This window comes from Peribacillus simplex, from assembly GCF_001578185.1.
GTDB classification, from domain to species: Bacteria; Bacillota; Bacilli; order Bacillales; family DSM-1321; genus Peribacillus; species Peribacillus simplex_A.
On sequence record NZ_CP011008.1, the window covers coordinates 1,344,559 to 1,357,583 of the forward strand.

Here is a 13,025-nt window from a genome sequence, read left to right on the forward strand (position 1 = left end):
AGGAGGAAGTTCATGAAAAAATTGATGATATTGACAAGTTTGATATTGGCTTTCGGTGTACTCGCAGGATGCAACTCGGAAAAAACGGAAGGGGACGGGACATCAAAGCCAGTCGAGCTATTGAATGTGTCATATGATCCGACACGTGAATTGTACCAGGAATTCAATGAAGCGTTTGTGAAGCATTGGAAAGAAGAATCGGGTCAGGATGTATCGATTCAACAATCCCATGGCGGGTCTGGTAAACAGGGCAGGGCCGTTATTGATGGATTGGAAGCGGATGTCGTTACATTGGCATTGGCCTATGATATTGATGCCATTTATGAAGCTAGTAACCTATTAGCGGAGGATTGGCAGAAACGTTTACCGGAAAACTCGACACCTTACACATCAACCATTGTATTTTTGGTGAAAAAAGATAACCCTAAAGACATTAAAGATTGGGATGATCTAATCAAAAAGGATGTATCCGTCATTACACCAAATCCAAAGACAAGCGGAGGGGCAAGGTGGAATTACCTGGCTGCATGGGCATATGCAGAGAAAAAATTCGATAGTGACGAAACAAAGGTTAAGGATTTCATGAAAAAGCTTTATCAGAATGTTGAGGTTCTGGATTCAGGGGCACGGGGTGCAACCACCACTTTTGTAGAAAGGGGAATTGGTGACGTACTTATCGCTTGGGAGAATGAAGCCTATTTAACACTTGAAGAATTCGGTGATGACAAATATGAAATCGTCAATCCCTCCATCAGTATATTAGCAGAGCCACCGGTAGCTGTTGTTGACAAGGTGGCCGAGAAAAAAGGAACAAAGGAAGTGGCTGAAGCCTACCTGGAATACTTATATTCGGATGCCGGTCAGGAAATTGCCGCGAAAAACTTCTATCGTCCAAGGGATGAGAAGATACTCGCTAAATATGAAGACCAATTTGCAAATATCGATATGGTGACCGTTGATGATACGTTTGGCGGGTGGAAAAAAGCCCAAGAAACACATTTCAATGACGGTGGTACATTTGACGAAATTTATCAACCGCAATAAGCAGGGGGAGAAGATGGATAGACACATCTTCTCCTTCATAATAAGAAGAAGAGCTGGGGCGAAGCGATGAATATAATGACAGAAGGTAAACAGAAGAAAAAGAGGACTATACCCGGTTTTGGTTTGACGATGGGTTTTACGTTGCTGTATCTCTCCATCATCGTTTTGATTCCATTATCCATGGTTTTTCTAAACACATTTTCAATGGGATTTCAGGATTTTTGGGCGACAATAACTGAACCAAGGGTTGTCGCTTCGTATAAATTGAGTTTTTTATCAGCGTTAACTGCGGCCTTCGTGAACGCAGTTTTTGGCGTTTTAATTGCCTGGGTGCTTACTCGTTATGAGTTTCCCGGCAAACGGATCATCGATGGGCTGGTGGATTTGCCTTTTGCCCTGCCGACTGCTGTGGCAGGGATTACTTTGACCACTTTGTACTCACCGAACGGGTGGATTGGGCAATTTTTCAACTTTAAAATCGCTTTCACCCCTACCGGGATCATCATCGCCCTTATATTTATAGGCCTCCCATTCGTGGTGCGGATGGTTCAGCCGGTACTTGAAAATATAGAAAAAGGGATGGAAGAAGCATCTGCTTCTTTAGGGGCGAATCGAATGCAGACATTCATTAAAATTATCTTCCCGGAATTGATTCCAGCGATATTGACGGGTTTTGCACTTTCTTTTGCGAGAGCACTTGGAGAGTATGGATCCGTTGTCTTCATTGCAGGAAATATGCCGTTTAAAACGGAGATTTCCCCGCTGATCATCATGACAAAGCTTGAACAGTATGATTATGAAGGTGCAACAGCGGTAGCAGCCGTCATGCTCATTATTACATTTATAATTTTGTTCACGATCAATATTTTACAATGGTGGACTGGCAAAAGATATTCAGGGAAGTAGGAGGGGACATGTTGGAACATGATAATTCAGTGGTTTTAAATACGAATGATCCAGTCATTATAACGAGAAACATAACAAAAGAGCCTAAATCCATACAGTGGGTCCTTATTTCCATTGTATTGCTATTTCTGACTTTGTTTTTAGTTGTCCCATTAATCGCAATCTTTGTAAAGGCCTTTGAAAAAGGTGCTGAAGCTTATTTTGCGGCCATTGCACACCCTGATACATTGGCTGCAATTAAATTAACATTGATAGTTGTTCTCATCACCTTGCCACTAAATGCCATATTTGGGATAGTGGCTGCGTGGACAATTACAAAATATGATTTTAAGGGAAAAAACTTCTTAATAACGTTGATTGATTTGCCTTTTTCCGTTTCACCCGTCATTGCAGGGTTGATATTTGTCCTTCTGTTCGGCCTACATGGAACACTTGGTCCATTGCTGCAAACCTTTGACATTAAAGTGATCTTTTCAATACCAGGGATTGTCATCGCATCCATTTTCATTACCTTCCCATTCATTGCGCGTGAATTGATCCCGCTCATGCAAAGTCAGGGGACGTCTGAAGAAGAGGCATCACTCACGCTGGGGGCGGGAGGGTTTAAGACATTTTGGTATGTGACGCTTCCCAATATAAAATGGGGACTTTTATATGGAGTCATCCTTTGCAACGCAAGGACAATCGGGGAGTTTGGAGCCGTATCGGTCGTATCGGGCCATATACGGGGGATGACAAATACGATGCCGCTTCATATTGAAATCTTATACAATGAATATCAATTTTCAGCCGCTTTTGCCGTTGCATCCCTGATGTCCATTTTTGCAATCATAACCTTGATCATTAAAAGTTTCATAGAATGGAAAACCGACTTTAAATCAACCAAAGCGTTAGGAGGAAGGAAATGAGTATCATCATTGAAAATGTTACAAAATATTACGGGTCCTATCAAGCACTCCAGAACATCGATTTGGAAATAAAGAGCGGGGAACTCGTAGCCCTTCTTGGACCTTCCGGATCTGGAAAAACGTCATTACTGCGTATCATCGCGGGTCTTGAACAGGCAGAGAACGGAAAAATCCTCTTCAATGAAGAGAATTACACGCATAAGCATGTAAAAGATCGGAATGTGGGTTTTGTCTTTCAGCATTATGCCCTTTTTCGTAATATGACCATTTTTGATAATATTGCCTATGGATTAAAGGTCCGCCCTAGAAAAATAAGGCCCAGTAAAAAAGTGATTGAACAAAAGGTTACCGAATTGCTTCAGCTCGTCAAGCTGGAAGGCTATAAAGATCGTTACCCATCCCAATTATCAGGGGGGCAGCGCCAGCGTGTAGCATTGGCAAGGGCACTTGCGGTTGAACCGAATATTCTTTTGCTTGATGAACCATTCGGGGCATTGGATGCTAAAGTTCGAAAAGAACTTCGGCGTTGGCTAAGAAGGCTTCATGATGAATTCAATGTTACGAGTGTGTTCGTGACGCATGATCAAGAAGAGGCGATGGATGTTGCTGATCGGGTCGTTATCATGAATGAAGGGAAAATTGAACAGATTGGAACTCCGGAAGAAGTGTATGATCATCCGAAAAATCCATTTGTTTATGATTTTCTCGGCAGTGTCAATCTTTTTAAGGGCAACGTTCACCAAGGGAAATTGGTAACTGGGAACGTGGAAATGAATGCTCCGGACAGTGAAGAAGGAGTGAGTACGGGTTATGTAAGGGCTCATAACTTTATAATAGATAGAGAATCATCAGGAAAGGATTCGATTGCATCCATTATTGATCACATTCATACAATTGGCCCCATTGTCCGGATAGAAGTGATTCGCCAGGATACAAACGAACCGCTAGAAATCGAACTGACAAAAGAGCATTATATGAATCTGGAAATAAGGAAAGGTGAAAGGGTGTTTGTCCGACCAAAAGAATTGAAAGTCTTTGTCGACTATATGGCTGGAATTTAGCGTGGGTCGAATATTGACGAAAAAACCGCTGAGAGCGGTTTTTTAGTTTTTAATGAGGATATTAGTGACTTCCCTATGTGAAAGGTTATAAGCTGCCATCAGCTACAGAGTTGATATGCGGTTTGGATTTTGGTGAGTTTTTACCGCCAATAGTCTATGGTCCCTTGGTTCTAAACACTAGATAGAAAGTCTTGCATCAAAAAATGAAGATGTTTATGTAAAATATTGGTTGGTTTATCACAGGAAAAAGTCGAATTTTTATATATTATGTTAAAAATGAAATGTAAATGTAACATTGTTATTACGTATTTGACAAAATCTGATGATATACTACGACTTAGGTAAAAACATAGAAGAGTTTTAGCAATGTATTTAATAGTATTACAACCTTAGAAGATTACATAATGAGTAAAAAAAATAGAGAAGAGTTCCCAGCAATTTATTTTGACTAATTATTTTTCATAGAGAAAAAGATGTGGGTCGATGGAAATGCAAGGGGAGGAAAGCAGGGGAAATGAGTTTGAAGAAAAAACTTATCGTTTTGAACACGACAATTATGCTAGGATTAGGAAGCGCTTTTGCCATCCCGTCGGTTAAAGCTGAATCTATCTCGGATATTCAATCGCAACGCACAGGAGTACAATCAGATATTTCAGAGGCAGAACAGGTTATTAAGGAATTGAAAAATGAACAATCGAAAATGAATTCCCAAATTGCCCAGATAGAAACGGCAATGAAAGAAAATGACCAAAAAATTAAAGACACTAAACAAGAAGTTAATGACACCGAAAAAGACATAGATTCTTTAAAGAAGGAAATTAAAGCTTTGGAAGAAAGAATCGCAAAACGTGAGGAAGTCTTGAAAGAGCGTGCCCTTTCATTCCAAGAGAGCGGTGGAGACGTTGACTACCTAGAAGTTGTTTTAGGTTCTAAAAGCTTTGGTGAATTCGTTAATCGTGTTGGAGCGGTAGCTACCATTGTGGAAGCTGACCAACAGATTCTTAAGGAGCAGGAAGCGGATAAAGCTGACTTAGAAAAAAAACAAGCGACTGTTGAGAAAAAATTGCAGAGCCTGAAGGATATGGAAGTGGAGCTTAAAGGCATGCAATCCCAGATTGCAGATCAAAAAGCAGAAACTGTGAAGATGAAGGCAAAGAGTGAAAAGAAGGAATCGGAAACAGCTGCCCTTAAACAATCTTTAGAGAATAAAGATGCAGGTTTGGAAGCGCAAATAGCATCCATTCGTGAAGATATCAAAAAAGAGGAAGAACGTAAAGCATCAGAGAAAGCAGAACTTGACCGTGCTGCTAAAGAAGTGAGTTCTTCAAATTCTTCTAGCGAAGAATCATCAAATTCTTCTAGTGAAGAATCATCAAGTTCGCCTAAAGGTGAAGCATCTGCATCAGGTTCGTCTAAAGGTGAATCATCATCTTCCAATTCATCTAATAACAGTTCTGCAAATAAACCTGCAGCGAGTATAACTGAAACATCAAGTAAGCCAAGCAGTGCAAATACTGGCTCTGCAATTACAGCAGGCTATAAATATATCGGTAACTCCACATATAAATTTGGTGGCGGAAGAACGGCTTCCGATATTGCTAACGGCCGATTCGATTGTTCAGCGTTCGTTGCATGGGCTTATAGACAGGCTGGTGTGAACCTTCCACCAAGTACGGATGCATTGAAAAGTGCAGGACGTCAAGTATCTAAAAGCCAAATGCAACCTGGAGATCTAGTATTTTTCAATACCTATAAAACTGATGGGCATGTCGGTATTTATGTCGGCGGCGGCAAGTTTATCGGTTCTCAAAGTTCAACAGGTGTTGCTATCGCTAATATGGATAGTGGATATTGGGCAGGGGTATTCAATGGCCGTGTCGTTCGCGTAAATTAATAGTTCTTAATAAGCAGGGGAGTAAACGCTCCTGCTTTTTTTTATATTTTTTTTGAAAAATATCGAGAAAAGTGAAACTTATTTTGATATTAAACGTAAATACTATAAGATAAAACAAGGGATAGGTGATGTGGACCTTCAGTAAATCTGGGAAGACATATAATGAAACGACATTCCATACTATTAAACGGAGGCAAAAAAAATGATGAAAAAATTTATGGCAGCATTACTTACAATTACACTAGCATTCTCGCCAGTCGGCACTTATGTTTTCAAGGATCATTCGGAGTCAGTCGATGCAAGGGGTTACAAGTCTGGGAAAAGAAGCTTTAATAGCAACAACAATAATAAATCGATTTTCCAAAACAAAGAAACGAAGAAATCCGATGTCACTACCACTAATAAAGCAAAGACTGATACAAAAAGTGGGAAATCATTCTCTAAAGGCGGCTTAATGAAAGGAATTATGCTAGGTGGACTAGCAGGTTTACTTTTTGGTGGCCTATTCGCCAATATGGGAGCCCTTGGTTCTATACTTGGACTAATGATCAACGTGTTAGCGGTAGTTGCATTAATCGTTGTAATCCGTAAAATATTCACATATTTCAAAGATAAGAAGAAGAAAGAGGATCCAAACCCATGGAGAGGCTAAAGATTTCCGAACAAGATATCATCAATGCGGTTTGTGTTTACATTGCCCGTAAAAAGCAGGTAGAACCTAATGAGGTAGAAGTGGAGTTAATGTATGATGATGATTATGGCTTTTCGGCTGAAACGTTTGTAGATGGCCGGAAACAAGTGTTAATTACCATCAACTTGATAGAAGCGCTTCGCTTATGGCTCGATGAATATTTGAATATAGATCCATATTCAGGTATTGAACTTGTTTTGGATGATGAAGAGGGCATAGTGGCATTAGTAAGTGAAAGTAATCGATAATATGAAAAAGGATGCCGTGAAGGGAGGCTGCTGAAAAACTCACGTTTTTCTAACTAGTACGGTAAATCAAACTAAAAAAAAGACAATTCTCATTCGACACTTGAATGGAAATCGTCTTTTTTTGCTTCTGTGTGTCACTTTTTTAGGCCATTAATTTCAATATTCTTTTCAAGTTAACGGTGAAAATAGCCATTGCTCCTTGTAATTCCATGCCAAGTAGACCCGAGGATTTTGCAACATCATACCCGTGTCTGTGTTTCAATTCACTGTTTTTCGCTTCTATTTTATAACGTTCTTTTGATTTTTCTTTAAAATACTCACTTTCCTGGAATGTAGCCTGTTCTGTATGTTCATTGGATTTAATACTGACAGAATAGGTCTTGCTTTTCGCTCCTTCTTTATAACAGCCCTCTTTTAAGGGACAAATCTTACACTTTTCTATATCGAAGTAATAGGTATCTGTTTGATTCGTCGCTACATCTTTTTTGCCCTGGCGAGCTTTCCTGATAGCCAAATGCCCAGCCTTACAAACGTACATTCCTGCATCCTTATTAAATTGAAATTCCTCTTCCTTCTTCCGGAATCCCTGTGTAACAGAAGGATTCAATTTTGCGACTAGTTTAATGTTATTTTCTTCACTGTATTCAATATTTCCCTTCTCTGAGTAAGCTGTATCGCCAATCACGGTCTCAATCACCATACCGGCAGCCGTGCTCTTTTCAATTAATGCCTTTAATTCTTTACCGTCCGTTTTTTCACCTGTAGTGATAGTCGCAGCTGTAATGATTCGTTCCTCACTCATCGCAATATGTGTTTTGTATCCAAAGAAAGAAGAGTCAGCACTCTTGTGGCCAATCTTGGCATCTTGGTCTTTGGAGATCCTTAACTGTTCGATATCATCGGATACCGTTTCCTTTAATAGATTTAACTGCTCTTTTACCTTTGGATATTGGGTGATACGCTCTTCTGTTTCCACTACCTCGATGAGCTTCTGGCAATAAGTAATTTCATCCTGCAATACATCAGTAGTGGTTTTGGATGGGAATTTATTTTTCATCTCTTCATCTATCGAATAGATTACTTTTCTTAATCCTTTAGATTGGTCCATCAATATTTCTTTTGGAGTCTTATGATTGTATCTGGCTTTCGTGTGGGTGGCATCCACAATAATCGTTTTGTTTTTAATGATTTCCTTTTCAATCGCAATCTCAACGGTTTTATGAATGAGCATATCCAAAAGGTTTATGTCTTTTAAACGGAGCTTTCGAAATTTCGTTAAGGAGCTAGGGTCAATAACTGGATCTTCTGGAGCAATGCCGAGGAAATATTTAAAGGACATGTCATACCTGGAACGCTCAACTATATCCACATCTGATAGGTCATGAATGGTCTTGAGCAGCAAATATTTAAACATACGTATTGGATCGACAGCATTCCTACCGTTATGAAGACAGTAGTTGTCCCTCAATTCTTCCAACACAAAAGAAAAGTCAATAAGTTCATTGATCTTGCGTAACATGTTATCCTTTGGAACCACTACATCATAAATGGCCATATATGGACTAAAAACCATAGACGTTTGTTTTTGAATCATCGTAATCACCCACATAAATTTATTACCTTTGATTATAAAACAAAAAAAGGTAGATTTCCTCAGAATAAACTGAGAAAATCTACCTCTATTGGCCCGAAGGGACTTTTTCAGTGCCCTCCGTGAAGGGCATCCTTTTTTATTTAGGCTCTTTTCGTAAAGATTGTTGTTTTTAAAACGAAACTATTTAAGGTTGATTGGAGCGGAAGTGCGAGACTCCTGCGGGAGCAGCGGGACAGGTGAGACCCCACAGGCGTTTACGCCGAGGAGGCTCACCGCCCGCACCAAGGAAAGCGAGCATCTGGAGGGGAAATCAACCACAACTCACTACCTGGTAAATAGCAACAAAGTAAGTGAAAACAGCCTTTATTTAATAAGGTATCTAGTAAAGTAACGGTAGTGGAGCAGTGCACAGTAAAAAGTATAAAAGAGAAACAGAAAAATAGGAAAGCAAACTAAGCAAAATCCTAGATTACCAACACTTAATTCAAACAGGGAAATATTAAGAATGAAATATATTTTCCATTTGTTGCAAAAAATGGTCATTGGAAGTAGGATGGATATATGTTCAAGCCAAAGGGGGAGAATAAGTGACAGGGTATATAGAGGATATCATTTTTTTAAATGAAAAGGCCATAAAGTTCGGCAATGCAAATGTGGAAGCGATGCTTGCACCATCTTTAGGTAGCAATCTGCTTTCTTTGAAATACAAGCGAAAGGATATTGAGGTGCTGCGAACTCCGGATAGTTTGGAAGAGTATAAAAAGGACCCCATTTTATACGGTATGCCAATCTTGTTTCCTCCCAATCGAATTGAAGATGGTCAATTTACATATAAGGAGAATACGTATAAGTTTCCAATCAATGAAATGGGAAAATTCAATCATATTCATGGTCTTTTGCATGACAAGCCGTGGCGAGTCTGCAAAAAGGAAGTGAACGGGAATGAAATCGTCATTAATACTGAATTTTCAAGCAGTGATTTTACTAATCTAAAAGGTAGCTTCCCACAAGATATCACTGTGAATATGTCTTTGTCTTTAATGGATGATACATTGGATATCCAATTGGAAATCACCAACAAGGGCATTGAACCCTTTCCGTGGGGAGCAGGTTATCACACTGTATTCAATTTTCCATTTGGACCAGGGAGCAAAATGGAGGATTGCAGAATATCACTTCCCGTCAATAAACAATGGGAGTTGAATGAAAGGTCATTGCCCACTGGTGAAATTCATGAAACGGCCAATACGTTGGAAATCCAAAATGGATTTAGCTTGGAAGGTCGGCGGTTTGATGATCTTTTTGGCTATGATGAGGAAAGTGCTCTGGAAAACGAGTGTGTTCTCACTGATCAAGATGCTGGCATACAAGTCATTTATCAAGGCGATCAACGTTTTAAGTTTTGGGTATTGTTCAATCAGGAGGGGTTCGTCTGTCCGGAACCATATACATGGGTAACGAATGCTCCTAATCTGGATTTGTCGGCGGATTTGACTGGATTGCGGGAGCTAAGCTCAGGGGAAACGGTTCAGCTGAGGACTAGACTGATAATGAAAGAGATATAAATAAAACACCTTGGCACTTTTGAATGCCAAGGTGTTTAAGTTTATGCTTTCTTTCTCATCCAGAGTGGGTATAGAACGATTCCAAATACATATAAGGCAATGCCTAGTATGAATGTATTCATATCGGCTGTACCGGTCTTGATGACCCAGATCGAGTAGACTAACGCTAGGATGGTGATGATGCCATCACGTACCCTTGAGCCTTTCATGATGTCATATGTTTCACCAGTCATGACTAACTTTAACTGGTACAGAACTGATGCAAGATAAGGAATCAAGTAAGCGAGTGTTGCGACAATCATTGAGAATTTATAAGCTTCCAGGATCGTTCCCGAAATAGTGGAGAATAAGAATATCTGTGTCATGATATTTGTTATTGTCATAGAACGGACGGGTGTGCCATTTTTGTTTGCCTTTGCAAAGTAGGCCGGAAACAGATCTGATTTCGCTGCCTGGTAAGGAACTTCAGACGCAACGACAATCCATCCGATTGTTGATCCCAATAAGGAAATGACGGCAAGAGCGGCCATTAAATACGTGCCGCTTGAACCAACTATAGCTTGTAGTGCGTCAACAAGTGGCTTTTGGGATATTTTCAAATCATCTTGAGATATGGCACCCATCGTCAATAAGGTAATGCCGATATAAATGGAAACAGCGATAAGTAAACCAAGAATCGTCGCTTTCTTTACATCATTTTGTGACTTAGCACGGTTTGAAAGCATGACGGCAGCTTCAATACCGATGAAGGCCCATAATGTTGAAATTGCAGCAGCATTCACTTGAGCACCTAAAGAGATGGCTGAACCTGCTTTATCATAAAATTCAGCACCGTTCCCCAGATTGGAAGAATCGAAGATGAATATCGTGATAATGATGAAAAATAAGAATCCAAGCACTTTGGTAACCGTAGCAAAAAGATTCAGTTTTCCAGCACTGTTAAAATTTCTTACCAAGATTGCCTGGATCCCCCAAAGTGCAATGGAGCATACCGCAAATGTTAGTGCTTTACCAACTTCGAGATCAAATGAACCAGCAGTATAAATCACTTTGGTACTATGCATGACCGGGAAAAATGTTGATAGGTAACCAGCAAATGAAATGATGACAGAAGCTGTTGCAGCCCAATTTGCAGCCCAATAACCCCAAGCCATGCTATATCCTGAAACCCTTCCTTTAGCCGGAGATTTAAATAATGCTTGAGCATAACTTTGAGGTCCAGCCTTCAAATCCGGTTTCCGGACTGCCAAGTTACCAAACACCAGAGCTATTAGAAAAACTCCCAGTCCAGTAACCACCCACGCCAATGTGGCCCCTAATGGGCTGGATACTTGTGCTAATTGAGCAGGGAGCATGAAAATTCCGCCGCCGACCATATTCCCGATTACGAATGTGGTCAAAATCAATAAACCCCATTTTTTATTTACCATTTATAATCGAACCTTTCTTAAATACAAAGTGTGTGTTAATACCGACAACTTATACTAAAATAGTATATCTTAAATAGTTTAGTTTGGTAAAGTGGTAAATAAGTAAAATGTAAAACACATACTAATCAGAAAATTCTAATTCATATTGACAAAACGAAGGAATTGGATTATATTAGTAAATACCAAGTTAGTTGGTAAGAATAATGCGGTTTTCGCTTTAAATCGTATTTTTCTATAACATATGCAACTCTCAAATATTGCCGATTAGTCAACTAAAGGCACCCTTACATCTACTTCTGTTAGATGGCGGGTGCCTTTTATTTTTTATAGTGGGGGGAGGGGAATGTGGAGTTCCTATTAACTGGTTATTCTTATACGCAAAGTATGATGAGGATATGATAGGTAAACCAAGTTCCTCAAGAAAACATGGAAAGCGGGGGGAGAGAGTACGTGTGATGTTCGTACGAGCTCTTTTTAACATTAGGTATGAAACGAATCTTTATTACCAGTAGTGAAGGGGAGAGATCATGGAAAAGAAAGAAGAATTCAAATTTAGGCATATCATTTCAAGCTTGGAAGATCTACAATATGGATCCGTCATAATAACCGTACATGATGGTGAAATCACTCAGGTGGATACAACTGAGAAGAAACGATTCCCAGTTAAGGGCCGGGCTGTTAAAACAAGATAAATACCACTTTTTAAGGGGGCTTTCAAGACGAAGGCTCTTTTATTTTGCTTTTTATACATATTAAATCGATTTGGAATTTCGTAGAAGATTGTACTGCTTTTAACATGGTAGAATAAGTTAAGGTATAAGGGAGTTTTTAAAGGGACTTAAATGAAACAATAAGGAGGAACAGGGAATTTATGACCTTACAAACCATAGAACATGATATCTTGGCATTAGTTGAATCATTTAATGGGAAAATTGCATATAAAATTGAAAATGGTCTAGGAGAGACTATTGGATATCACGTGAATGAATCCTTTCAATCAGCTAGTTTAATCAAAATACCAATGATCATTGAAGGTTATCGTCAAAGTGAACAAAAGAAAATCTATTTGAATCAACCAGTGACCATCCCCCCTAATGAAGTGACCGGCGGATCTGGGGTCCTGCATGCCTTATCAAATAAGGTATTTTTAACGGTTGAGGACTTATTGACATTGATGATAACCGTTTCTGACAATACATCCACGAATATGATGATGAGCCTGTTAGGCATTGATGAAATTAATCGATGCATCAAGGAACTTGGTTTGAAAAATACCATCCTTGAACGGAAAATGCAGGATTTTAAGGCATTAAAGGAAGGACGGGACAATACCATTTCGGCGGAAGATACGATTACCTGCTTAAAAGCCATACATACAGGCGACTTTTTAACGAAAGAAAGCCAGGAAAGAATAATGCGTGTATTTGATAATCAGCAAATACGGGATAAACTTCCATCACTGATGGGCAGAGGAGTTAAGGTCGCAAGCAAAACGGGCGGAATTCGGGGAGTTGCCCATGATTGTGCAATCATTCGGTCAGAAACACAAACAGTTTATGCTGCAGTTCTAACTGAAGATATGAAATCAGAGGAAGAAAGCCGTCAAGTAATAAGTAAAATTGGAAAGTTGATATATGATGATATGGTCTCAGAATAGATTATCCGATTTGGAATGGTCATCACT

Annotated in this window: 12 protein-coding genes; 10 read left to right on the forward strand and 2 right to left on the reverse strand. The window is 39.5% G+C overall.

The window, feature by feature from the left end:
• The first annotated feature begins 12 nt into the window (after positions 1–12).
• From UP17_RS06335 to UP17_RS06365, 7 genes are all read left to right on the forward strand, one after another.
• Positions 13–1,044, forward strand: a complete 1,032-nt coding sequence (locus UP17_RS06335; RefSeq protein WP_061462162.1) for a sulfate ABC transporter substrate-binding protein — start codon at positions 13–15, stop codon at positions 1,042–1,044.
• A gap of 75 nt (positions 1,045–1,119) precedes the next feature.
• On the forward strand, positions 1,120–1,950 hold the full coding sequence (gene cysT / locus UP17_RS06340) for a sulfate ABC transporter permease subunit CysT (RefSeq protein ID WP_375166307.1): 831 nt from the start codon (positions 1,120–1,122) through the stop codon (positions 1,948–1,950).
• Between the two features lie 56 nt (positions 1,951–2,006).
• On the forward strand, positions 2,007–2,858 hold the full coding sequence (gene cysW / locus UP17_RS06345; protein ID WP_250211816.1) for a sulfate ABC transporter permease subunit CysW: 852 nt from the start codon (positions 2,007–2,009) through the stop codon (positions 2,856–2,858).
• Positions 2,855–3,919 carry a sulfate/molybdate ABC transporter ATP-binding protein gene (locus tag UP17_RS06350; RefSeq protein WP_061462165.1) on the forward strand — a complete coding sequence of 355 codons (1,065 nt, stop codon included), beginning with the start codon at positions 2,855–2,857 and terminating at the stop codon, positions 3,917–3,919. Before cysW ends, UP17_RS06350 begins: the two co-directional genes overlap by 4 nt.
• A 520-nt stretch (positions 3,920–4,439) precedes the next feature.
• Complete coding sequence (locus UP17_RS06355) at positions 4,440–5,813, forward strand: C40 family peptidase (RefSeq protein ID WP_434218683.1); 1,374 nt, start codon at positions 4,440–4,442, stop codon at positions 5,811–5,813.
• Positions 5,814–6,018: 205 nt separating this feature from the next.
• Positions 6,019–6,465: a hypothetical protein gene (locus tag UP17_RS06360; protein ID WP_061466005.1), complete on the forward strand. Its 447-nt coding sequence runs from the start codon at positions 6,019–6,021 to the stop codon at positions 6,463–6,465.
• Positions 6,453–6,752 (forward strand): YxcD family protein, encoded by a 300-nt coding sequence (locus UP17_RS06365; protein WP_061462167.1) that lies wholly within the window; start codon positions 6,453–6,455, stop codon positions 6,750–6,752. The genes UP17_RS06360 and UP17_RS06365 overlap by 13 nt, the downstream gene beginning before the upstream one ends.
• Before the next feature lie 142 nt (positions 6,753–6,894).
• Here UP17_RS06365 and UP17_RS06370 read toward each other — a convergent pair whose 3' ends face one another.
• The gene (locus UP17_RS06370; protein ID WP_061466006.1) at positions 6,895–8,346 is read right to left on the reverse strand and encodes an IS1182 family transposase; all 1,452 of its coding nucleotides are present in this window, start codon (positions 8,344–8,346) and stop codon (positions 6,895–6,897) included.
• A 587-nt stretch (positions 8,347–8,933) separates the two neighbouring features.
• On the opposite strand from UP17_RS06370, the gene UP17_RS06375 reads away from it, so the two are divergent.
• The gene (locus UP17_RS06375) at positions 8,934–9,911 is read left to right on the forward strand and encodes an aldose 1-epimerase (protein WP_061462168.1); all 978 of its coding nucleotides are present in this window, start codon (positions 8,934–8,936) and stop codon (positions 9,909–9,911) included.
• 41 nt (positions 9,912–9,952) lie between these two features.
• Here UP17_RS06375 and UP17_RS06380 read toward each other — a convergent pair whose 3' ends face one another.
• A complete protein-coding gene (locus tag UP17_RS06380; RefSeq protein ID WP_061462169.1) occupies positions 9,953–11,341 on the reverse strand; it encodes an amino acid permease in 1,389 nt (462 codons plus the stop codon).
• Between the two features lie 527 nt (positions 11,342–11,868).
• On the opposite strand from UP17_RS06380, the gene UP17_RS26125 reads away from it, so the two are divergent.
• Together UP17_RS26125 and UP17_RS06385 are read left to right on the forward strand one after the other, a co-directional pair.
• Positions 11,869–12,033 (forward strand): YezD family protein, encoded by a 165-nt coding sequence (locus tag UP17_RS26125; protein WP_081108733.1) that lies wholly within the window; start codon positions 11,869–11,871, stop codon positions 12,031–12,033.
• 179 nt (positions 12,034–12,212) lie between these two features.
• A complete protein-coding gene (locus UP17_RS06385; protein WP_061462170.1) occupies positions 12,213–12,998 on the forward strand; it encodes a serine hydrolase in 786 nt (261 codons plus the stop codon).
• Positions 12,999–13,025 lie beyond the last annotated feature (27 nt).

Coding starts and splice junctions, on each gene's coding strand:
- UP17_RS06335 (WP_061462162.1), top strand. CDS start 13: ATGAAAAAATTGATGATATTGACAAGTTTGATATTGGCTTTCGGTGTA.
- cysT (WP_375166307.1), top strand. CDS start 1,120: ATGACAGAAGGTAAACAGAAGAAAAAGAGGACTATACCCGGTTTTGGT.
- UP17_RS06350 (WP_061462165.1), top strand. CDS start 2,855: ATGAGTATCATCATTGAAAATGTTACAAAATATTACGGGTCCTATCAA.
- UP17_RS06360 (WP_061466005.1), top strand. CDS start 6,019: ATGAAAAAATTTATGGCAGCATTACTTACAATTACACTAGCATTCTCG.
- UP17_RS06365 (WP_061462167.1), top strand. CDS start 6,453: ATGGAGAGGCTAAAGATTTCCGAACAAGATATCATCAATGCGGTTTGT.
- UP17_RS06370 (WP_061466006.1), bottom strand. CDS start 8,346: ATGATTCAAAAACAAACGTCTATGGTTTTTAGTCCATATATGGCCATT.
- UP17_RS06380 (WP_061462169.1), bottom strand. CDS start 11,341: ATGGTAAATAAAAAATGGGGTTTATTGATTTTGACCACATTCGTAATC.
- UP17_RS26125 (WP_081108733.1), top strand. CDS start 11,869: ATGGAAAAGAAAGAAGAATTCAAATTTAGGCATATCATTTCAAGCTTG.
- UP17_RS06385 (WP_061462170.1), top strand. CDS start 12,213: ATGACCTTACAAACCATAGAACATGATATCTTGGCATTAGTTGAATCA.